16 protein-coding genes and 1 pseudogene are annotated in these 21760 nt (G+C 63.9%); 3 read left to right on the top strand and 14 right to left on the bottom strand.

The features are described from left to right. Positions 1 to 32: 32 nt before the first annotated feature. The gene (locus G6R19_RS18650) at positions 33 to 2849 is read left to right on the top strand and encodes an alpha-L-rhamnosidase (protein ID WP_163167751.1); all 2817 of its coding nucleotides are present in this window, start codon (positions 33 to 35) and stop codon (positions 2847 to 2849) included. Between the two features lie 1030 nt (positions 2850 to 3879). Here the strand turns inward: G6R19_RS18650 and G6R19_RS18645 are convergent. Genes G6R19_RS18645 through G6R19_RS18620 form a run of 6 tightly spaced genes read right to left on the bottom strand, consistent with a single transcriptional unit; the run spans position 3880 to position 10795 of the window. Next, positions 3880 to 5358: a mannitol dehydrogenase family protein gene (locus tag G6R19_RS18645; protein ID WP_163167749.1), complete on the bottom strand. Its 1479-nt coding sequence runs from the start codon at positions 5356 to 5358 to the stop codon at positions 3880 to 3882. An 8-nt stretch (positions 5359 to 5366) separates the two neighbouring features. Continuing rightward, positions 5367 to 6371, bottom strand: coding sequence for a carbohydrate kinase (locus tag G6R19_RS18640; RefSeq protein WP_163167747.1), 1005 nt, complete (start codon positions 6369 to 6371; stop codon positions 5367 to 5369). A 60-nt stretch (positions 6372 to 6431) separates the two neighbouring features. Further along, complete coding sequence (locus tag G6R19_RS18635) at positions 6432 to 7490, bottom strand: NAD(P)-dependent alcohol dehydrogenase (RefSeq protein ID WP_163167745.1); 1059 nt, start codon at positions 7488 to 7490, stop codon at positions 6432 to 6434. Between the two features lie 43 nt (positions 7491 to 7533). Further along, on the bottom strand, positions 7534 to 8457 hold the full coding sequence (locus G6R19_RS18630) for a carbohydrate ABC transporter permease (RefSeq protein WP_163167743.1): 924 nt from the start codon (positions 8455 to 8457) through the stop codon (positions 7534 to 7536). Beyond that, positions 8454 to 9422: a sugar ABC transporter permease gene (locus G6R19_RS18625; RefSeq protein WP_163167741.1), complete on the bottom strand. Its 969-nt coding sequence runs from the start codon at positions 9420 to 9422 to the stop codon at positions 8454 to 8456. The genes G6R19_RS18630 and G6R19_RS18625 overlap by 4 nt, the downstream gene beginning before the upstream one ends. Before the next feature lie 20 nt (positions 9423 to 9442). Further along, on the bottom strand, positions 9443 to 10795 hold the full coding sequence (locus tag G6R19_RS18620; protein ID WP_163167739.1) for a sugar ABC transporter substrate-binding protein: 1353 nt from the start codon (positions 10793 to 10795) through the stop codon (positions 9443 to 9445). A 266-nt stretch (positions 10796 to 11061) separates the two neighbouring features. On the opposite strand from G6R19_RS18620, the gene G6R19_RS18615 reads away from it, so the two are divergent. Continuing rightward, positions 11062 to 11976: an AraC family transcriptional regulator gene (locus G6R19_RS18615; RefSeq protein WP_163167737.1), complete on the top strand. Its 915-nt coding sequence runs from the start codon at positions 11062 to 11064 to the stop codon at positions 11974 to 11976. A gap of 148 nt (positions 11977 to 12124) precedes the next feature. Here the strand turns inward: G6R19_RS18615 and G6R19_RS18610 are convergent, their stop codons facing one another. The 6 genes from G6R19_RS18610 to G6R19_RS18585 form a co-directional block, all read right to left on the bottom strand. After that, the gene (locus tag G6R19_RS18610) at positions 12125 to 12793 is read right to left on the bottom strand and encodes a hypothetical protein (protein WP_240341966.1); all 669 of its coding nucleotides are present in this window, start codon (positions 12791 to 12793) and stop codon (positions 12125 to 12127) included. A gap of 145 nt (positions 12794 to 12938) precedes the next feature. Next, complete coding sequence (locus G6R19_RS18605) at positions 12939 to 14069, bottom strand: PQQ-dependent sugar dehydrogenase (RefSeq protein ID WP_240341965.1); 1131 nt, start codon at positions 14067 to 14069, stop codon at positions 12939 to 12941. Between the two features lie 65 nt (positions 14070 to 14134). Then, positions 14135 to 15406 (bottom strand): MFS transporter, encoded by a 1272-nt coding sequence (locus G6R19_RS18600; RefSeq protein WP_240341964.1) that lies wholly within the window; start codon positions 15404 to 15406, stop codon positions 14135 to 14137. A gap of 51 nt (positions 15407 to 15457) precedes the next feature. Next, positions 15458 to 15994, bottom strand: coding sequence for a cyclophilin-like fold protein (locus G6R19_RS18595; protein WP_163167735.1), 537 nt, complete (start codon positions 15992 to 15994; stop codon positions 15458 to 15460). A gap of 180 nt (positions 15995 to 16174) precedes the next feature. Further along, positions 16175 to 16840: an SDR family NAD(P)-dependent oxidoreductase gene (locus G6R19_RS18590; RefSeq protein WP_240341963.1), complete on the bottom strand. Its 666-nt coding sequence runs from the start codon at positions 16838 to 16840 to the stop codon at positions 16175 to 16177. A 37-nt stretch (positions 16841 to 16877) separates the two neighbouring features. Then, positions 16878 to 17774 carry a helix-turn-helix transcriptional regulator gene (locus G6R19_RS18585; protein ID WP_163167731.1) on the bottom strand — a complete coding sequence of 299 codons (897 nt, stop codon included), beginning with the start codon at positions 17772 to 17774 and terminating at the stop codon, positions 16878 to 16880. Positions 17775 to 18053: 279 nt separating this feature from the next. On the opposite strand from G6R19_RS18585, the pseudogene G6R19_RS20500 reads away from it, so the two are divergent. Continuing rightward, positions 18054 to 18173, top strand: a pseudogene (locus G6R19_RS20500) (IclR family transcriptional regulator); the annotation flags it as partial. 625 nt (positions 18174 to 18798) lie between these two features. Here the strand turns inward: G6R19_RS20500 and G6R19_RS18575 are convergent. After that, the gene (locus G6R19_RS18575; RefSeq protein ID WP_163167729.1) at positions 18799 to 19587 is read right to left on the bottom strand and encodes a hypothetical protein; all 789 of its coding nucleotides are present in this window, start codon (positions 19585 to 19587) and stop codon (positions 18799 to 18801) included. Positions 19588 to 19941: 354 nt separating this feature from the next. Next, positions 19942 to 21078: an alpha/beta hydrolase gene (locus G6R19_RS18570; protein ID WP_163167727.1), complete on the bottom strand. Its 1137-nt coding sequence runs from the start codon at positions 21076 to 21078 to the stop codon at positions 19942 to 19944. Between the last annotated feature and the right edge of the window lie 682 nt (positions 21079 to 21760).

Below are 21760 nucleotides of genomic sequence, written 5' to 3'. Positions count from 1 at the left end.
CATCCACCACGGCTGACAAGGATAAGAACCACATGCTGCGCCAGGTACAGGTAACCCGCCCCCGCTTCGAGAACCTCACAGACGACCCCTTCGTTGCAGTGGACCGGCCGCGTCTCAGTTGGAAGACCCAGACCGAGCTACCGGGTTGGATCCAGCAAAGAGCGGAAATCGAGGTCACCCGAGCCACCGGAACCCGGACGAGCGTCCTCGACGGACGGGCATCCGTACTTGTCGACTGGCCGTTCGCTCCCTTGTCACCCCGTGAAACCGTCTCGGTACGGGTTCGCGTGCACGGTGCTGACGGCAGCGAATCCGGGTGGAGCCCGGCAGCAACCGTCACGGCAGGGTTCCTGGCGGACGGCGAGTGGCGGGCCCAGTTTGTCGGGTCAGGTGCAGAAGCACCAGCGATGATCCGTACCAGCTTCGATGTGGATGGGCACGTCGCCCGGGCCACTCTTTTCGCATCCGCCCTTGGCGCCTACGACGCCGAACTGAACGGTGCGGACGTGGATGACCACGTGCTSAAGCCCGGGTGGACAAGCTACCAGTGGCGGGTACCGCTGGAGGCAACTGACGTAACCCGCCACATCCGCCCGGGCCGGAACACCCTCGGCATCCTGCTGGCGGGAGGCTGGTACACCGAACGCTTCGGGTTCCGCGACGCAGCCAAGCGGTTCTATGAAGGATCCCCGGCGGCGGCCGGGCAGCTCGTCATCGAATACTCCGACGGGCGAACCCAAACCGTCCTCACTGACGCAAGCTCCCGGTGGGCGCCCGCCCCCATCACCGCCAGCAGCCTGTATCAGGGTGAGACGTACGACGCCAGGCTGGAAGTTCCGGGCTGGTCCACCCCGGAATTCGACGACAGTAACTGGCAGCCCGTTCACGTCCGGACGGACGTGAACGTAACGCCGACACCCCGCACATCCCCGCCGGTGCGCCGGATCGAGGAACTTCCCGTTCAGGAAGTCCTGACAACTCCCAGTGGCGCGACCGTCCTGGACTTCGGCCAAAACCTTGTGGGCTGGTTGCGCATCCGGGTCCGCGGCGAGGAAGGCAGGGCTGTTACGCTGCGCCACGCCGAGGTACTCGAACACGGCGAACTGGGCGTGCGGCCACTGCGCAACGCCGCCGCCACCGACCAGTACGTCCTGAAAGGGCAAGACACCGAGATCTGGGAACCGCGCTTCACTTTCCACGGCTTCCGGTATGCACAGATTGACGGCTGGCCAGGGGACCTTGACCCGGCGGACGTCACAGCCGTCGTCGTCCACACTGACATGCCCCGCACGGGGGGCTTTGAAAGCTCCCACGAGCTGTTGAACAAACTGCACGAAAATGTGGTGTGGGGGATGCGGGGGAATTTCCTGTCCGTTCCGACCGATTGTCCGCAGCGTGACGAACGGCTGGGCTGGACCGGGGACATCCAGGTGTTCGCCCCAACAGCAGCCTTCCTCTACGACTGCAACGCCTTCCTCGGCTCATGGCTGCAGGACCTGGCCCTGGAACAAAGCGCCAACAACGGCATCGTCCCCATGGTAGTGCCGGCCGTCATCCCCCAGGTTCCCGGACTCACAGATCCGGTCGCCGCATGGGGCGACGCGGCCACAGTCGTGCCCACCGTGCTGCACCAACACTTCGGCGACCAGGGCATCCTCCACCAGCAATACGACAGCATGCGCGCCTGGGTGGACGTGCTGTGCCAACGCGCAGGCAAAGACCTCCTCTGGCAAGACGGCCTTCAATTCGGAGACTGGCTGGACCCGGACGCCCACCCCGACCGGCCCGGCGATGCCAAGGTCGACGCCGACATCGTCGCGACTGCCTACTTCTACCGCTCCGCAGAGCTGACCGCACACACAGCCGCGCAACTCGGCGACGAAGACGGTCACAAGCAGTACTCAGCCCTGGCCAAGAACATCAAGGAAGCCTTCCGCGCAGCATACGTCACCCCCGCCGGGCGCATGATGTCCGACGCCCAAACGGCCTACGCACTGGGAATCTGCTTCGGCCTTGCCCGGGACGAAAACCAAAGGCAGGCCATGGGCGACCGGCTCGCGTTCCTCGTCCGTGCCGCCGGATACCGCATCAGCACAGGATTCGTCGGGACACCCCTCGTATGCCAGGCTCTAACAGAAACGGGACACGTGGAAGCCGCATCCAGGCTCCTCACCCAAACCGAATGCCCTTCCTGGCTTTACCCGGTCACCATGGGCGCCACCACCGTTTGGGAACGCTGGGACTCGATGCTCGAGGACGGCAGCATCAATCCCGGCCAAATGACAAGCTTCAACCACTACGCCCTGGGTGCSGTSGCCGAGTGGCTCCACCACTCCGTCGCMGGYCTCGCCCCCGCAACACCCGGCTACCGGAAGCTCATCATCAAACCCACCGTGCTGCCCGGCCTCGGCCACGCAAGCAGCTGGCACGAAACACCCTACGGACGTGCAGAATCAGGGTGGCGCCTCGAAGGAGGGCAACTGACTGTCAAGATCACGCTGCCTCCCAACACCACGGCCACAGTGGTCCTGCCCTCCGGGGCGRCGYACGAGGTAGGCAGTGGATCCCACACCTGGTCCGAGACAYTCCTGGTTCAGAGACCCGAAAGGGCCAAACTCAGCCTGTCCAGCGGCTTGGCRGAAATCATTGATGACCCCGAAGCATACGAGGCAGTGCACACGACGATCTCCGCCCACGACGAAAAACGATCCCGCGACTTCCGACGATTCACACGCTGGACCCCAGGGCGTGAACTGCGGGACCCCCTGAACAAAGCCCCCTTGGTAATCCTGAATGACATCGAACTAGCTCTGGCAAAGCTTCCAGCCGCCGACGGCGGCGACGCCTGAAGAAGAAAAGGATCAATGCTGCGCCCGCCCATCCTGAAGCGAGAACTCCGCTATAACGGGCGCAACTGAAGACCATCCCGACCGGCGAAGCATCTGTAGCCCGACCGAAAATACACCGCAGCTGACACCGGCCGTTTACTTGACGGAATATCCATTATCGGCGCGGGCTAAAGCTTGGTGATGGAGGTCCTCAGGTAAAGGTTCTGGAGTTGGAGCTGTTCCTCCAATGAACAGATATTTCTGAGGTGGGCTCGGGTCTGTTCCATGAGGACGGGGCATAGGAAAACGGACACAGCAGCGCTCGTCAGGAAGTATCCATAGCTCCCGGGCAGCACCGCAGCGGCGTAAACAGTGCTTCCACCGGAAATCAGGATGGCGACTGGAAGCGCGCGCAGTGCTCTTTCCAGGCCGCGCCGCCGCTCGACCAGTTCCGTTGTCCAGTCCCTGAACAGACTGGCGAGGGGAAGAATCCCGGTCCCGACGGCATATCGGAAGCAACGCAATTGGTTATTCGGCAGGGTAGATCCAGGCTTCAAAATCGGTGAGGGAACCAGGACGAAAAGGAACAATCCGCAGAAGACTGGCAGGTTCCCCCGGAGCAGATCCCAGTACGCAGTTCCGGGCCGCGCATCTGCCTGCCACGCCAGCCACAGGGGAATCAGGAAGACGTTGAGGAAGACGAGAGCTGGCACCAACCGCCGTCGGCCCTCCAGCCACATACCGGTTGTCACTCGTCACCATGCTCTCGCGGCGCCGAACTAAGGCAAACGCCTTCCCAGTCGCCGTACATTCTGCGGCCCTGCCCGGAATATGAGAGTAACCAAACAATTCTTGAGTCGGGCGACTTAGCGTCAATTTTTGCTGTTTCGACGTGCCCGTCCGGATACTGGACCTCCACGTCTTCGCCAACGCAAAGTTCCGACCAATTTTGGCTCGAATACTGCGTCTCAAGATGGGACTGACTGCTTCTCGTGTGGCTCATTGTTGCCCACTTCCTCGTCGACCGGCAGGAACGCTTGGTGTCTTCCGGTTAGGGCTGAGAGGTAAGAGATTCAAGCGTGGCCCGTGCCCCGCCCTTGTGGAGTTTGTTCAGCGCTTCGGTGTAGGCCTGGACGAACAGCTCGTTGTCGATCAGATCTCCAAAGATTTGGCGGTTGGAGATGAACGCCAAGGGCTCCTTGCGCTGGCGGGCAGCCGCTGCCATCAACGGTGCTTTGAGCCGGTCGACGACTTCGATGATGTTTCCCTGCTCGTCAATCCCTTCGGCGTAGCGAGCCCAGCTCGCCACTATCGCGGCCGAGCGGTGTATGTCCCCGCCCCGTTCCAGGTTGGTGTTGATCACAGGCAGCAGCCATTTGGGGATGCGGTCGGAACTTTCGGCGCACAGACGGGCGAGGGTGTCCCGAATGTGCTCATTGGAGAAACGGTCAATAAGGGTTTGCTTGTAGCTGCCAAGGTCTATTCCCGGCACGGGCTCCAGGGTCGGGGTTGCTTCCTTGTCCATGTAGTCCAGCAGGAAGCGGGCAAACAACGGGTCTTGGGCGGCTTCGTGGGCGTAGGTGTAGCCGGCGAGGTGGCCGAAGTAGCACATGCCTTGGTGGCTGGCGTTGAGCAGGCGGAGTTTCATGAGTTCGTAGGGTTCTACGTCGGCCACCAGTTGGACGCCGGCATCCTCCAACGGGGGCCGGCCGAGACTGAAATGGTCTTCGAGGACCCATTGTTCAAACGGTTCGCAGACGACCGGCCAGGCGTCCTCGACACCATATTCGCGTGATGCGGCCTGCCGGTCCCCGTCGGTGGTGGCGGGGGTGATGCGGTCGACCATGCTGTTGGGGAAAGGGACGTTTTGCCGTACCCACGCGCCAAGTTCCGGGTCTTTGAGGGCAGCAAAGGCGGTAAACATCTCGCGGGCAACGTTGCCGTTGCCTTGAATGTTGTCGCAGGACATCACGGTGAAGGGGGCAAGTCCCCGCTGCCTTCGGCGGGCGAGGGCTGCTGTGATGAGACCGAAGGTCGTCCGGGGCACGGCTCCGGGTTGAAGGTCATGGACCACGTCGGGGTTGTCCGCGTCGAATTTTCCGGTTACGTGGTGGAAGTTGTAGCCACCTTCAGTCACGGTCAGCGAAACGATGCGGATGGCGGGCGAGGCCATCTTCTCAATGACTGCTTCCGGGTCGTCCGGGGCGAAGAGGTAGTTGATGATGGAGCCAATAATCCTGCCATGTCTGATGCCGTCGGGGTGCTTCACGGTGAGGGTGTATAGGCAGTCCTGGCCGTCCATGACCTTCTTCATGTGAACATCACCGGGCAGGACCCCTACTCCACAGATGGCCCAGTCAAGAGCTTTTCCGGCATTCATGAGCTTGTCCAGGTACATGGCCTGATGCGCGCGGTGGAAACCGCCGACTCCGAAGTGGACGATGCCCTCTGTCAGTTGTGACCTGTTGTATGCTGGTCGGCTGACCGGGCCGGGAACGTCGGGCAGGGTGTAGTTTTTCAGGGGTTGCATGGGTGCGCCTACGCGTCGAGGAACGACGATGGGGTTGCCAGCAGCCCCAGTTCTGCCGGTCCCGGTGGGTTGGCGCCCGCCCGGGAGCAGGTGATGCCGGCGGCTTTGTTCGCGTAGCGGGCCAGGGCATGGAGTTCGTCCTGGCTAATCCGCTGGAGTCGCTCCCGGCCTGCTGCGCCGAGTGCGTCCAGCTGCGCCAGCCCGGAAATCAGTGCGGCCATGAAGGAGTCTCCTGCTCCGACAGTGTCTGCTACCGTGACCGTTTCGCCGGGGATGTCCACCCTTCCGGACCGGCTGAGGAGGACGGGTCCGTTGGCGCCGCGGGTCAATGCCACCAGGGCCGGCCCCAGAGCCATCCATGCGTTCATTGATTCCTCCAGGGTCCTGTCGGGGTAAAGCCAGAGCAGGTCCTCGTCGCTGGCCTTGACGATGTCGCTGGCGGCAACAAAGTCCTCTGCCTGTTTCCTGGCGGCTGCTTTGTCCGGGCTGATTGCCGGCCTGCAGTTGGGGTCGAAGCTGATGGTGGCGTGATGGCGGGCAGCGTCGAGCAGGCCCATCACCGATTTGCTGCCTGGAGGCAGACCCGTGGCGATGGATCCGGTGTGGACGTGCAGGGAGCTTTCCGCCGCTGCCAGGGCCGTAATGGAGGCCCCGTTGATGTCCCAGCTGATGGCGAAGGTGTACTGGGCGGCTCCAGTGTCATCTAAAGTCGCCACAGCTGTTGAGGTGGGTTGGGATCCCCCGACGATGGTCTCGACACCGTTGTTCTCGAGGTGCCTGGCGATCAACTGGCCGTACGGATCCTCGGCGAAGTGGGTGACGAGTTTGGTGTGAAGGCCCAGCCGGGCGCAGCCGACGGCCACATTCAGGGGGCTGCCGCCCGGGTGCCTCTCCGGTGTTGTGCTCCCTTGGTTGGGGTCTTCGATGATGTCGACGAGTGCTTCCCCGATGACAGTGACCAGGGCTTTGCTGTCGGAGAGATTCGTTTCCGTGCCGGTCCCTTGTAATGACATGGCTGCTTCCTCGCAGGTCGGTGCTTGATGTGGCGGGGTACTGCTTCTGGGCCGTGAGGTTCAGCGGCCCGGGTAAACGACGGCTTTGAGCTGGCCTGGCTGCTTGCCGGCCTTCAGTGCCTCCTCGGACTCGGACAGGCTGAATTTGCCGGTGACCAGAATGTCCAGGTCCACTTTCCCGTCCGCTATGAGCTGGATGGCCAGCGGCCAGGTGTTGGTGTAGCGGAACACCCCGGAGAGCCAGATTTCCCGGTTCTGGAGGAACGAGACGGGGAGTTCGACGTCGTCGGCCCCCAACCCCACGAGGATGACCCGGCCGGCCGGGGCCACGGCCTTGATGCCTGAGCGGACGGCCTGTGGTGCGCCGGAGGCGTCGATGAACGCATCGACGTCGAGCCCTTCCACCGTGTCGGTCCTGGCGTTGAGTGCGTGGGTGGCGCCGTGTTCGAGGGCGAAGGCGAGGCGGTCTTCGGCGATGTCGGAGATGTAGATTTCGGTGGCGCCGAAGGCGCGGGCGGCCTGGGCGGCGATGATGCCGATGGGCCCTGCACCTGCGATCAGGACCCGGCTGCCCGGCTTGATCTCGGCGCGTTCGCAGGCCCAGAGTCCGACGGAGAGCGGTTCGATCAGGGCGGCGGCTTCGTCGCTGACGCTGTCCGGGATGTCGTAGGCGAAGTCGGACTGGATGGTGACGTATTCGGCGAAGGCGCCGTCGATGGGCGGGGTGGCGTAGAACTCGATTTCCGGGCAGAGGTTGTAGCGGCCGGCTTTGCACTGCTTGCATTTACGGCAGGGGCGCTGGGGTTCGACGGCGACGCGCTGGCCGACCCGGCCGGGGTCGACGGCGCTGCCGACGGCGGCGATCCGGCCGGAGAGTTCGTGGCCGAGGATCAGCGGGTGGTCCACCACGTAGGGGCCGATCCGGCCGTGCTCGTAGTAGTGGACGTCGCTGCCGCAGACGCCGACGGCGGCGACCTGGACCAGGACCTGGTCGGCGTCGAGTTGCGGGAGGGGCAGGGTTTCCATGGCCATGTCGCCCTGGCTTTTGAGGATATTGGCGCGCATGGTGGCAGGCAGCCCGGAGCCGGTAGCGGCTGACTGCGTGGTTGTCGTTGTCATCGAAGTAATCCTTGAAAAGAGTGTTTGGAAGGGAGCCGACTGGCTATTTGACGGCGCCGAGGGAGAGGCCTTGGACGAGTTTGTCCTGGGCGGCGAAGCCTGCGAAGAGCACCGGGAGGGAGATCACGACGGCGGCGGCGCAGACTTGGGCGAGGAACAGTCCCTGGCCGGAGACGAACCCGGTGAGGAACACCGGGGCGGTGCCGGCGACCACGCCGGTGAGGACGCGGGCGAGGAGCAGTTCGTTCCAGCTGAAGATGAAGCAGATCAGGGCGGTGGCGGCGATGCCGGGCATGGCCACGGGGGCGATGATTTTGCGGAGGATGAGCAGCAGGTTGGCGCCGTCGATCTGGGCTGCTTCCAGCATTTCCTCAGGTACTTCGGCGAGGAAGGAGCGCATCATCCAGACCGCGATGGGCAGGTTCATGGAGGTATACATCAGGATCAGGAACCAAATGTTGTCCAGGGCCCCGACGGTTCGGGCGAAGAGGTAGAGCGGCAGGATCGCCGCGACGACGGGCATCATTTTGGTGGAGAGGAAGAAGAACATCACGTCGGTCCACTTCTTCACCGGCCGGATGGACAGGGCGTACGCGGCCGGGAAGGCCAGGAGCAGCACCAGGACCGTGGACAGGATCGAGGCGGTGGCCGAGTTGATCAGCGACGGCCACGGGCTGACGCCGGAGGTTTCGCCGAAGAACTCCCGGTACGCGTCCAGGGTGAGGTTCGCGGCCAGGGACGGCGGGTTCGTTGCCGCGTCGGTCTCGGAGTGGAACGAGGTGAGGACCATCCACAGGACCGGGACTGCGAAGAGCAGGGCCAGCAGCCAGGCCGCGATGCCGGCGGCAGTGTTGTTGCGGGTGGGGTCCATGCGTGCCTTGCCGCGACGACGTGGAGAGCGGCCGGTGTTCAGCGCAGTCGGGCCAGGAGGTGTGCTTTGCGGTGCAGCGGGGGTGAGGGTGCTCATCGTGCTGCCTCCTTCTTGAAGAGTGAAAAGACGGTGCGGAGGGCGAAGGTCGCCACGATGATGGTGCCGATGACCACCACGACGCCGGCAGCGGATGCCAGTCCGTATTCGTTGGCGAAGTAGAACGTCTGGTAGATCGCGTAGGGCAGGTTGGCTGTGCCCAGTCCGCCTGCGGTGAGGGTGAAGACGGCGTCGAAGTTCTGCACGATGTAAATCGCGCCGAGCAGTCCTCCGAGCTCCAGGTACTGGCGCAGGTGCGGCAGCGTTAGGTGGCGGAAGATCCCCCAGGGGGTGGCGCCGTCCATCTGGGCGGCTTCCACGGTGTCCATGGGGCGGGACTGCAGGCCGGCCAGCAGGATGAGCATCATGAACGGCGTCCATTGCCATACCAGGGAGAGGATCACAGCCATCATGGGTGCCTGTGAGAGCAGGTCCAGCTGCGGTGCCGCGGCGCTGCCGAACAGCGACCACACCCAGGTGAGGACACCGTTGATCAGCCCGTAGGTGGGGTTGAGCAGGGCGTGCTTCCAGATCAGGGCCGCTGCCACGGGCACCACCAGGAACGGGGCGATCAGCAGGGTCCGGGCCAGGCCTCGGCCGATGAACTTCTTGTCCAGCAGCAGTGCCAGTCCCAGGCCGATGAGCAGGCTGATCAGAACCACGGAGACGGTGAGGAGGATGGTGGTGAAGATCGCCTGGCGCAGGTCAGGGTCGGTGAGGACGGTGGCGTAGTTTTCCAGGCCGGCGAAGGCTGTCTTGTCCGGGCTGAGGCTGTTCCAGTTCATGAACGAGATGATCAGCGTCACCACGAACGGGAGCTGGGTGACCAGGATGAGGAAGACCAGGGCCGGGAGCAGTGGTGCGCGCCGTGCCCAGGCCAGGGCGCGTTCGCGCGATTTGGCGTCTCGTGAAGGTTTGGCTGCATTATGTCCCGGGCGGGAGATGCGCGCCGTTGCGGTAGTCATGATGTTCTCCTGCGGTTCGGTTAGGGCTGCTTGTACTTGTTGCCGACCTTTTGGGCGGCTTCCTGGCCTTTGGCCAGCGCGTCGGCCACGCTGCCCTGGCCGGCGATGGCGGAGCTGACGCCTTGGGAGACGTTGGTGCCGAGGGCGGCAAATTCGGGGATGCCCACGAACTGGATGCCGACGGCGGGGCGTTCCTGGGCGCCGGGGTTCTTCGGGTCGGCGTTCTCGATGGCGAAGCGTTCAGCCTCGAAGAACGGGGCGGCCTTCTGGAACTCGGCGTTTTCGTAGGTGGAGATCCGTTTCCCGGACGGGACCTTGGCCCAGCCGAGCTCGGAGGCGACGAGTTCCTCGTAGTCCTTGGAGCTGGCCCAGGCGATGAATTTCTCGGCTGCGTCCTGCTTCTTGGAGGCGGCCTGCATGGCCCAGGACCAGGTCCACAACCAGCCGGAAGAGGCTGTTTCCTTCACCGGTGCCTGGGCGTAGCCGATCTTGCCCTTGACCGGGGAGTCTTCGGCTTCCAGTGCACCGGCGGCCGAGGTAGCGTCGTACCACATGGCCACGTTGCCCTGGCTCATGTTGTTCAGGCACTCGGTGAACCCGGCCTGCGCGGCTCCTGCTTCACCGTGCTCGCGGACCAGCTTGGTGTAAAACTCCACAGCCTCCGTGAACTCCGGGGAGTTGACCTGGGCGTTCCAGTCCTTGTCGAACCAGGTCCCTCCAAAGGTGTTCACCACGGTGGTCAGCGGTGCGAAAACCTGGCCCCAGCCCGGCTGGCCACGCAGGCAAATGCCCTTCATGCCCGGTTCCGCGCCGTCGACCTTCGCCGCGATGTCCGCGACCTCATCCCAGGTGGGCTTCGCCGGCATGGCCAGGCCCTTGGCCTCCAGGATGTCCTTGCGGTACATCAGGAACGAAGACTCGCCATAGAACGGTTCGCCGTAAAGTTTGCCGTCCTCACCGGTCAGGGATGCGGTGTAGGCCGGCAGGATGTCGTCCTGGTCAAACTCAGGATCCTTGGCAACGTCGTCCAGCGGGGCGAGCCAGCCGTTGGCGGAATAGAACGGGATCTCATAGTTGGACAGTGAAGCGACATCGTACTGGCCGGCCTGGCTGGAGAACTCCTGGCTGATCTTGGCCCGCACGTCGTTTTCCGGCAGGATCGTGTAATTGACCCTGATCCCGGTTTCCTTGGTGAAGTTCTCTGCGGTAAGCCGCTGCAGGTCCTCCATCTGGGGGTTGTTCACCATCAGGACACTGATGCTGTTCGGGTCACCGGCGGAATTGCCGCCGCCGGCACCTGCACAGGCCGAGGCACTCAGCGCAACGCACAAAGCGCCGGCGGCCAGGGTCACAGCACGCATTTTCGGGCGCATTAAGGACTCCTTTGTTCTTCAGGGATGCACAGTCACCACACCCCGACTGCCATGTCGGGATACGTGACCAGGGCGAGGGCTATGACCGGAAGTTCCGAGACATCTCGCTGATGTACCTCAAGATTAGGCGCGAGGTGCAGGTCACAACTAGCGCCCTGGTTGCCACTTTCTGATACAAATTTGCCACTTCAACTACTAATGGAGAGCTAATCTGAGGGAACCTGTAGGGTGTGTAGCCCTGCCTTGGAACCTGATTGAGGAGCACGATGACTGCCGCCGACGGAGCAACGGCGAGGCTCGCCGAAAGACTATTGGGGATGCGGGCCAACCGGGAGGTTATCCCGCCTGATCCCAACCACTCCGTCCGGTGGCATCAGCACAGTTACCCAAGCCCTGTGGCACGATGGAATTACCATCCCGAGTACGAGATTCATCTCATCCGGAAGGGCACCGGAAAGTTCATCGTCGGCGACCACATCGGCACCTTCGAGGCAGGCCATGTATCCCTGGTGGGGCCAGGACTTCCGCACGACTGGGTCAGCGACCTGGAGCCCGGCGAAGTGCTCGACAACCGGGACGCAGTTATTCAATTCGAGGGAACCTGGGTTGAGAACGCCGCCTCCTTGGTTCCCGAGCTGGCCGAGGTCAAGCCGCTGCTGGAACAGTCGGCACGAGGCATCGAATTCCTTGGAACTTCGGCCAGGGATGCGGCCACAGCTATCGAGGCCATGGGCGCCTCTACCGGGTTGGAGCGTCTTCAGCACCTGTTCGCACTGTTCCGGGTCCTGACCAGCGCCCCCGAGGAAAACCGCCGCTACCTGGCCGAGGAATGGTTCAGGCCGCAGCTGGATGGGCGGGCTGCCGCAGTGGTGGACATCGTCCTGGAGTACGTTTTTAGCAACCATGCCGGCAGCGTCAAGATGTCTGAGGCAGCATCGATGGTAGGAATGCAGGAAGCTTCCTTCTCGAAATACTTCAAACGCGCCACCGGCCAAAACTTCAGCGATCTGGTCCGCAAGCTGCGCCTGGCCCACGCCCGGCGCCTGCTGGAACGCACCGACAAGCCCATCTCCGACATCTGCTATGAAGTTGGCTTTACCAACCTCTCCAATTTCAACCGGCATTTCCTCAATGATGCAGGAGAAACCCCGCGGCATTACCGCCAACGCATTCAGACGTGAGGTCGGGCTTGCTGCTTGTCGGGATCGGGCTGCGGCTTTCCCTGGTGATGTTCCTGAGGCACCTGGTTTGTCACCACTGGGGACATTCATTCCTGGGTCAGGGCCTGGCAGCCGCATCCAGCCGGATCATCCTACGTGCAAGTGTTCCTCAGGCAAAACCTCCGCCCAGCACGTCGACGTGCACGTGGTCGACGTGACGCAGGATCTCGTTGCCAGGCTCGGGTGCGTCGTAGTAGTGCCATAGCCCTCGCGAGCTATGGACACTCCAGAACCGGTCGTCGAAGATGACGTACTGGATGTTCAGGTCGTCGGCATGAGCGACGAGCCAGTGGGCCAGTATCCACCCTTGACGTCGGTTCTCCTCCGTCACCGGGCGGAAGAAGATGTCGATGGCCCGGCCGTCGTAGTGCGTCGAATCCGTTCCGTGTCCCTGACCGACGCCACCCGGGGCGAACCCTCCCAGGCTCTGGTCACCGAACACCTCGGTCATGGCCTCGCGCAACTGCTCGGCGCGCGGTGTCAGGCCGGTGGCACTGAGCTGCTGTTCCTGCAGGTCAGTGGCGGCCGAACCCCTGCAGGTCAGGCTAGGACCCGCGTCTTCAGCTGGCCCGTCGGCCAGCCGCTGCATCACGGCGTCATCGATGCCTGAGGTGTCCGGGGGCTCCATTCCACGGGCCAGGAGCGCGACCGCCGTCGTGGCCAGCTGCGCCTCATCACGGTCGAGCCCGACCTCTCCCTCGGAGGTTTGGACAGTGCACTCCGGGCGCAGCAGCAGCGAGCCGTCCTCTGTGCGCGAACCAGCGAGCAAATTGGGCACGAATAGCACCGTTAATGACGCGAGCAACCCGAGCAGGAGAAGTACCAGCAGCGTTCGGAGCGGGCGGCGCCGGACTCTGTGCGTGTGGTCGTTGGTCAACACGAGTGCAGAGGTGATTGCCGCACGATGATTTCGTAGCGTCTGGTCACTGCCGGGCCGGCTCCACGCTGAGGATGCGGTCGTCGTCGGGACCGGGGGTCCCCCGGCCGTCGGTGTTGTTGGTGACGAACCAGAGCTTCCCGTCAGGAGCCTCCGTGACATCGCGGATGCGTCCGAATTCGCGGCTGTGGTAGGTGGTCGAGGTGGTCGGGTCGGCAACGGGCACGGCCCGGAGGACCTGTCCGCGCAGGTTGGCGATGAACAGGGTCCCGTCAGTGTGTGTCATGCCGCTGGGGCTGGCCTCGGAGGGCTCCCACTGCTGCAGCGGGTCGGTGAAGTCTCCTGTGGTGGCTATTCCTTCAACGGTCGGCCAGCCGTAGTTTGCTCCCGCCGTGATGATGTTCAGCTCGTCCCAGGTGTTCTGCCCGAACTCGGTGGCGAACATGGTGCCATCCTCCGCCCAGGCCAGGCCCTGGGGATTGCGGTGTCCGTAACTGTAGACGAGCGAGTCCGGGAAGGGGTTGTCGTCAGGGACGTCGCCGTCGGGGGTCATCCTCAGGATCTTCCCGTTCAGTGAATCCAGGTCTTGCGCGCTGTCGCGCCTGCCGGCATCTCCGATTGTCACGTAGACCATACCGTCCGGCCCGAAGGCGATCCGGCCGCCGTTGTGATAGCTCGCGGACGCGATGCCGTCGAGGAGCGTTTCGGGCTGCCCCAGTGCCAAGGACCCCGGTGCTCCGGTGACGTCGAAGCGTTGGAGCCTGTTTCCGTCCGTCCCGGTGGAGTACGCGTACAGGCGGCCTTGGCTGTCTACAGCCAGGCCCAGCAGCCCGCCTTCCCCGACGCCGGCCACGCCGGGAATTTCTCCAAGGCTGCGGGTGGTGCCGTCGGGGCCGAGTTCGAGGATCCGCCCGCTGTCCCGCTCGCTGATCAGCGGGGTGCCGTTGCGGAAAACCACGGACCATGGAGCCTCCAGCCCGGTGGCCACGACCTGGGGTGCGCCCGTGGGAGTGGCATTTCCCGCCGTCGTCGATGCCTCGGCTGAGGAGGGGGCGGGGGACGGAACAGCGGACTCGAGTTGTGGTGTGGATGCCGGTGATGTGGCAGCGCAGGAGGCCATCATCAGGCCCGCTCCGATAGTGACTGCCAACAGGGCTGGCGTGCGGGTGGCTTTCAAGGCTTCTCCTGATGCGTGTGAGGATGTTTGTTGCAGTGCTGCTGTTGCATGCGCCGATTGGCTGGCTAGGTGGGGAATGCTGTGCGGCGTCCGGCAACAGTGATGGCGAGGGCGACGGCGGCAAGTCCGGCCAGGGCGGCTGGCAGGACTATCCCGTCGAAGGTGCTGATCACGACCGCCCCGGCCACGCCCGCGGCGAAGATCGCGAGGTTGAACGCGACGCCAAGCATTGAGTTGGCGACGTCTGCGTTTTCTCCGCTTGCGGCGCTGATGGCGGTTTGGAGTTGTGCTGCCGCGCCGCCGAAGGCGATGCCCCACAGCACGATCGCGGCGAGGACTGCCAGCAGTGACGCCTGCCCAACGATGAAGATGACGCCGGCCGCAAGGAAGCTCCCGAGGCTGAGCAGGACCAGGCGTCGAAGGCCCTTGTCGATCACGGCGCCGGTGATGGCGATCCCCGCGATGGCGGCCGCGCCGAAGGTTACGAGCGCGACGTCCACGGAGAGATTAAGGTTTGCCCCGCGGAGGTAGGAGCCGATGTAGGTGTACATGATGTTGTGCCCAAGCATCCAGCTGACGATGACGCCGAGGACAACAGCGACGCCCGGGATGGCGAAGACCCGTGCGAGGGGTACCCGTGTGCCGGCTCGTTGGCCGGGCGCGTCCGGGACCAGGAAGACCGCCAGCAGCACGGTGACCACCGTGAGGATCGCGAGTACACCGAAGGACCAGCGCCAGTCGAATGCCGTGCCCAGCCAGGAGCCGAAGGGCGTCCCCACTGCCAGGCCGACGGGCGTTCCTACTGAGGCGACGGACAAGGCGCGGCCGGCATGGTGCGGAGCCGTGATACGCCGGGCGTAGCCGGCAGTCATTCCCCACAGCAGGCCGGAGAATGCACCGGCCAGGAGCCGTGCTCCGAGGGAGAGGACGATGTCGGTGGAGAATGCCGTAATGAGGTTCGCGGCCAGGAAGCCGAGGATCCCGAAAAGGAAAACGGGCTTCCGGCGCAGCCCGCGTGTCAACGCGATTGCGGGCATTGCCGCAATGACTGTTCCCAGGGCGTAGGCACTGACAAACTGTCCCGCGGTCCCCTCGGTGACGTCCAGTCCCGAAGCGATCTGCGGCAACAGACCGGCGGGCATGGTCTCGGTGGCAATCAGCAGGAATCCCATCAGGGCCATGACCAGCAGGGCCGCCCAGGGAAAGCGCCCGGCCGGGACGGAAGGATCGCTTGCCGTGGCCGAATCTTTTGTTTCTTCAATGATGTTGTTGTTTTCGTGGGGCAGGGCTTTGACGGGCGCTTGGCGCGCGCCATCGTCAAGGGTTGCTCGAGTCAAAACGGTTCCGTTCTTGTGTGGAGAATGTTCGGAGTAGCCGTGTCATTCAGCTCAGTTAGCGGGAGCCAGCCTGGCGTTAAAGCCGCTTGTTTGGTCCTGGATCGCCGCGAGGTCGTGGAACGATCCGATCCGCACAATTCCGCGCGAGTACGCGACGCGCTCGTAATAGAGGACGAGGGCTTGGTCGGGCGCGTAGTAGCCGATGGTCAGTGGTTCTGCGCTGGCGCCGGCGGGCACGCCGTCGAGCGAAAGCGCCTCCGGCAGCTCTGCGATCTTTTCCTGGCCGCCGTAGTCCCTGAAGGAGAGCGTCAAGGGAAGCTGCCCGATGAGGGAGCGCGCAGTTGCATTGCCGGAAAGGGTACCTGTCACGGTCCCGCCATCGATCTCGATGGTGATCGGGGTGCTGTCTGCCGGTGAGGACGGGACAGGTGAAGGCTGCGACGACGACCCCTCGGCCGCCGTGGATGTTTCCGTTGGGGAGGACGGCGGCTCAGGGGTGGAAGCCGGACCGTTCGACGTAGTGTTGCACCCGGCCAGGGGCACGGCGAGGGCGATGATCGCAACCAGGGCCCGCATTTTCAGGCGCATGGGAGATGGTTCCCCTTTCAGTGAGAAAAGTTGTCCATTCCAGCAAAGCAGTTGGCGAAGAAGGGTAGGAGCCCCTGTTGTTAGGGGTACTGGGAGGGACTCCTAGAGGACCCAGCCCCGCCCGGTCTCCCGTGGCATCGCAGCGGCCATGGGCGGCGCGCAGGGAAAACAGTCCCGTCCTTAATCCAGAGGTGTCACGAAGGTGCGGAAGTCTTTCCCATCCGCGTAGATGCTCCAAAGAGTTTCGGACAGGGCTGTCGGTTCGTGCGTAGGGTCGCCTCCGCCGATGCCCAGGGGAATGATGAGCTGCGCTACGTGGATTCCTTCCGGTGCCAGGGCGTCATGGAGCATCTGGGCGTACGCGGATTCGGCGGCGAACGCGGCGGAGGTGCCGGCGTAGTTGTGGTTGGGACGGACGGCGCTGGAGCCGTTGACGAACAGCGCGGTTCCGCGCCCAAGGGCGCGCATGCCGGGAAGCACCGCATTGATGGCGGCCGCGGCTCCCAAAGCTGAGAACTCAAGCGCCGAGCGCAGTTCTTCGGCTGTCGTGTCAAGAACGGGCCGGAGATATTCCTTGGACGGCACCGGGCTGTACTGGAGAATTTCAACAGGCCCCAGGTCATCGGATGCCTGTGCAAGGGCGGTGTTGAGCCCTTCCTGGTCACGGACGTCTGCGGCGTAACCGCGGGCGGTGATACCGGCGTCGGCCAGTTCCGCAGCCAGAGCATCGACATGTTCCTGGGTACGGGAGAGCAGGGCAATGTTGAAGCCTTCGTCTCCAAAGCGGCGGGCAGAGGCAAGACCCAGGCCGCGTCCTGCACCGATGATCGCGATCGTAGTATTCACAGTGTTCTCTCTTTCGTGGAGGTACATCGGCTGTTCATTAGCCGTCCGTCCGCGTCCTCTCGGGCGCAGCCTGGATGGCCTTTCCGTATTCGCTCGCCGCCCACGAGGCGAGCAGCTGCATCCGTTCAGCGGACGGCGACCCGGGCTCCGCGGTGTAAATCGTGAGCGTCAGTCCTGGCTCGGCGGCCATCTCCAGACCTTCGAACGCGAGGCTCATTTCGCCCACGATGGGGTGGTTGAAGGTCTTGAAGCCAGCGCCGTGATGGCGGACGTTGTGCGCGCCCCAGCGGGTGCGGAACTCCTCGCTGCGGATTCCCAGCTCACCGATGAGGTCGTGGAGTTCCTTGTTGTGCGGGTCCCGGCCGGCTTCGGTGCGCAGGATGGAAACGGTCACCTCCGCGAAGGCATCCCAGTCCGGGTAGAACTCGTGGGCACGTTCGTCCAGGAAAGTGAAACGGGCGATGTTAGGGGGCTGGCCTGGCATGTCATAGCAATCCTTGTAGAACGCCCGCGCCAAGGGATTGACCGCCAGCAGATCCATCCTGCCATTGCGGACGAACGCGGGACCGGCAGTGATCGCATCAAGCGCCCATTGCAGGCTCTGGTGCGGCACATAGGACTTGGACGTTCGGCGCCGCGGCCGCCGGGCAGCCGGGCTGGCGGCGTTGGCGAGGTTGAACAGGTGCGCCCGCTCGGCGTCGTCCAGGCACAAGGCCCTGACGATGCTCTCGAGCACCTGTGGGGAGGCGCCGCTGATCGCGCCGCGCTCCAGTCGGGTGTAATACTCCACGCTCAAACCGGCCAGGGCGGCTACTTCGCTTCGGCGTAAACCCTTTACGCGCCGGTTGGCCCCGGCAGGCAAACCGACCTGCTCCGGCGAAACCTGGGCGCGCCGCGAGATGAGGAAGTCACGTACTTCCGCTCGATTGTCCATGCCTTCCACGCTAGGCCAACCCCCGGGCAAGAGGGAGTCCCTTTCAGGGCCCCTACCCGGAGGGCCATCCAGCATAGGCCGAGGGGTTCAAGCCGCCGATGACCGGCTTACTAGAACCGGGTCACGTCAGCGCGAAAGCGTTCGCGGGTGAGCCGGTTCCGTCGGTGATGTTCAGCGGTTTGATGTTGAGGGAGGCGTCCCAATTGCCGGTGCTGCGGATGTGCCGCGTGAGGGAGCCGAGCCGCCTAGTTAACCAACGGGCATGCCAAGCTTGGCGAGGAGTTCATTTCACTCACCAGCCCGGTGGAGGCAGCCAGCGAAGCCACGCTGAAAGCCGGGGTGCCGGAACCCCGCCGCGCCGCCGGCAGGCTTTCGGAACTGCTCGAGGGCTCCGTCTACTACGGCGACCACGGCCAGCAACGCGTACGCATCGGCCGCCTTACCGTCGAGCGTCTTTGGATCCTCCACGGCGAGCAGAGCCAGCGCGTCGGTGACAAACGCGGAGATCAGTCCGTATTGGGCGTCCTGGTCATCCCAGGCGATGTCCGGCATGCCGGTGCGGGTGTAGTCATACCCATTCGCGTGGCTGACCACCAGGTCCTGGCCGCCGGGGATGTCCCAGCCGAAGCGGCGGACCGTGGCGATCAGCTGTGTGATGGTATCTTGCCTGGCGAACGCGTCGTCCAGGACCGTGGAGTCCACCCCCTCCGGCGCTTGCCCTTCAGTACCCCGTTTTCCGCGACGACTTCGGCGATGACCTCCATGATTCGGTACGGGTTCTTCGCGGCGGCCAGCCGTCTGCGCCAGTACGTAAGCGTGCTCGGATGGAATGCCGTTCAGTCAGCCCGTAGCCGCCCAGCCAGAAAAGCGAAGGCGCTGCCCGGAGCCAACAACTCCCCGGCCAGCGCCTCCACATCCAAATACCCGCGTTGCGCGTCCTCCCGTCCCTGCATAAGACCAGTCTTAATTACCAAACCCACGAGTCCAGCCGACGCGCCCGACCCGCGAATATTTCAGCAGTCTCCTAGGGGGTCCACCCACGGGTGTGGACAGGACACTCGCCAGTTGTGTGTGCCGTGCGCTGCCCTTGGCCGCCCCGGAATACCCGGACAGCCCACCGCAGCCGCCTCCGGAAGATGATCACGCCCAGCACGGCAATAGCCGCAGTCTCGGGCCATTTGGGGGCTGGCCCCTTGTCCGGCGCAGGTGGGTATCCGCCCCGGGACAGGCCGGCGTCCCGCTCAAAGTGGTTGCGTGAGCCGGGAAAGAGTGCGTCGTCGACAAAGTAGGCTGCGGGGAAGGCCAAGGGGCCCGCCAGGAAGTTGGCGACAGCCCATTGGTCCACGTGCCGCGACTCGTGAAGCCCCAGCTCCTCCTCATCATCCCGGGCTTGCGAAATGTTTGGCCCATACCTGATGTACAGCCGCTCCCCCTCGGTCCCGTACCCATTGATGCTTAAGGGTCCGGCCTGCGTTTCCCCGGGAGGCATCCACGCAACGAACACATCGCCCAGGACGCTTCCGCCGCCACTTGTCCGGGGAGGTGGCCAGAACATGACCAGCAGCGGCGGTCCGGAGCAGGACTCCATCCCCATCACCCCGCCGGCCAAAACGCCCACCCCGCTGATGGGCGCAACCAGGAAGTTACGGGTGAAACTCCACGGGGCAGGCGGCGAGATCTCCAGGTACGGCTCCGGCTCCACTTGGCCGCCAGGGGTGATGTGGCTATGGCAAATGATCTGCGGTGAAACCGCCTCGATGGTGCGGGCAGCAGCTCCGGCGAGGAGCAGCGCCGCGGCCAGGAATACCGTCACGTTGCGCATCCTCATGTGAGTCGCGCAGGTCCGGCACGTGGCCACCCGCCGCAACCGACGCACCCGCAGCCGCGGCAGGGACCATGCCAGGCCAGCGACGCCGAAGCAGATCCCGCACGCCACAGCACGCAGCAGCGAACGAGCGCTCCTGATCGAGCGGGCCACTGGTCGCGCCATAGAGGGTCACCTCACGTGTTCCGGCGCCGCAACCATAACCGCAAACCATAACGTCCGTCCATGGTTGCCGCCGCACCCGAAGGCGGCAACCATGAACGGCCCGAAGTACCGGGTTTTGAGACTGTCGACCGGTAAGGGGGCCCGCGCACCTTTGGAACGCGCGGGCCCCCTGCCTTCCTAGAGCTCGGTGCGGAAGAAGTCCGTGAGCTTGTCGAAGGGGATCAGGCCCACGCGGTCGTAGAGGTCCACATGGCCGGCTCCGGGAACCCAGAAGAGTTCCTTGGGGCCGGTGGCGAGCCGGTAGGCCTCTTCGCTGAACTCCCGTGAGTGTGCCTGGTCGCCGGTGATGAACAGCAGAGGCCTCGGTGAGATCAGGTCCAGGTCGTTGAACGGGTGGAAGTTTATGAACTTGGTGTTGGTTGCCAGGGCCGGATGCGTGGTGGTGTTGGGGTGGTAGCCGCGGGCGGTCCGGTAGAAGTCGTAGAACTCCCGGTCCACCGCCGTGGATTCAGCGGTGAGTACTTCCGGCGTACCGCCGGTGTACTCGATCGCTCCGCCGGTGAACTCGACGTCGCGCTGGGCCGCGGCCTGGGCGATCATGACCTTGCGCTGTTCCAGGGTCACGGATTTGTTGAGCCCGTCGCGGTTGGCGGCGCCCATGTCGTACATGCTCACCGTGGCGATCGCCTTGATACGTGGGTCAATCTTTGCCGCGCTGATGACGAAGCTGCCGCTGCCGCAGATCCCGATGGCCCCGACGCGTTCCTTGTCAACGAAGGCCTGGGCCCGTAGGTAGTCGACGGCGGCGCTGAAATCTTCAGCGTAGACGTCGGGCAGTACTGAGTTGCCGGGCTTTCCGGCGCTCTCACCCCAGAATGAAAGGTCGAAGGAGAGCGTGACGTACCCCTGCTCCGCCATCTTGGTGGCGTAGAGGTTGGCGCTTTGTTCCTTCACCGCGCCCATGGGGTGTCCCACCACCAGTGCCGGGTGGGTGGTCGCCCGGTTCAGCTTGTTGGGGACGAACAGGTTGCCGACGACCTTCATCTCGTACTTGTTCTTGAACGAGATCTTCTTCACCGTGACCTGGTCGCTTGTGTAGAAGTTATCAGCCCCGTTCGAGGTGTCGCCGGGCTCCAGGTTGTTGCGTGAAGCAGCCGGGGCGGCGAAAGCCGGTCCCGATCCTGCCAGCCCCGCTGCGCTGGCGAGTCCGATTGCCGCCGCGCCTGCGCCTGTCAGCTTGATGATGTTCCGGCGCGACACCCCCTCCGCCCGAAGCCCCTTCGTTGTGTTGTGATTTGCTTTGTCCGTGCTCATCGTATTCATCCTCGTGATCGTCGGTTCCGTATCTTGATGGACTTCGTCGTCCTTTCGAGCACACCACAGCCGGAACGGTCAGCGGGAGTCCCTGCTAAGACGGGTTCTGGCAGAGCCCGTATGGGGTGGAAACAAGAGTGCGTGTTCGGTCCGCGGACGGTGCAGCGGCCACCCGGTGGGCACCTGAATTGACGCGCAATACATTTCCTTTCGGCCCGTTTTCCTGCACGGGAGGGATTGCACCCTCCACGACAAATTTGGGACCCCCGCGGTGATGACAGGTCAAGGAGGGTCAGCCACGAAGCGTGCCGGTACTGGAAGCCTGAGTCTCGGTCGGGCCTCGAGCAGCTGCTCGTCGAAGGAAAGGTCCTTGCGAATTCTTGAAGTACACCCGAAGCTGACACGATTCCTTACCTGGTCCTCGGAACAACTGGAATTGATCCACGTTTGAATGATTAGTCAGGGTCCGCCCGCCCACAGCCGGGATCAATTTTCATAGGTTACCCACCGCTACGGCTGCCAGGGAGCTAACCCAACGGCTCCTACTTCCAGCCGTGGATAACTGAATTGACCCCTGCCAGGACGGATCAGAGTCACCACCAGTTTCAGCCGCGTGAGGTCTTGACGCCCCGGATTCGAAGTAACCGGTCCTGCTCGGGACGAGTACGCCTTGTCGCCTAAC

This window comes from Arthrobacter sp. Alg241-R88 (assembly GCF_900537115.1).
Taxonomy (GTDB): Bacteria; Actinomycetota; Actinomycetes; order Actinomycetales; family Micrococcaceae; genus Arthrobacter.
The sequence above is the reverse complement of the archived record's forward strand: the minus strand, read 5'-3'. Positions and strand labels throughout refer to the sequence as shown.

Coding starts and splice junctions, on each gene's coding strand:
- G6R19_RS18645 (WP_163167749.1), bottom strand. CDS start 5,358: ATGCAACCCCTGAAAAACTACACCCTGCCCGACGTTCCCGGCCCGGTC.
- G6R19_RS18640 (WP_163167747.1), bottom strand. CDS start 6,371: ATGTCATTACAAGGGACCGGCACGGAAACGAATCTCTCCGACAGCAAA.
- G6R19_RS18635 (WP_163167745.1), bottom strand. CDS start 7,490: ATGACAACGACAACCACGCAGTCAGCCGCTACCGGCTCCGGGCTGCCT.
- G6R19_RS18630 (WP_163167743.1), bottom strand. CDS start 8,457: ATGAGCACCCTCACCCCCGCTGCACCGCAAAGCACACCTCCTGGCCCG.
- G6R19_RS18625 (WP_163167741.1), bottom strand. CDS start 9,422: ATGACTACCGCAACGGCGCGCATCTCCCGCCCGGGACATAATGCAGCC.
- G6R19_RS18620 (WP_163167739.1), bottom strand. CDS start 10,795: ATGCGCCCGAAAATGCGTGCTGTGACCCTGGCCGCCGGCGCTTTGTGC.
- G6R19_RS18615 (WP_163167737.1), top strand. CDS start 11,062: ATGACTGCCGCCGACGGAGCAACGGCGAGGCTCGCCGAAAGACTATTG.
- G6R19_RS18595 (WP_163167735.1), bottom strand. CDS start 15,994: ATGCGCCTGAAAATGCGGGCCCTGGTTGCGATCATCGCCCTCGCCGTG.
- G6R19_RS18585 (WP_163167731.1), bottom strand. CDS start 17,774: ATGGACAATCGAGCGGAAGTACGTGACTTCCTCATCTCGCGGCGCGCC.
- G6R19_RS18570 (WP_163167727.1), bottom strand. CDS start 21,078: ATGAGCACGGACAAAGCAAATCACAACACAACGAAGGGGCTTCGGGCG.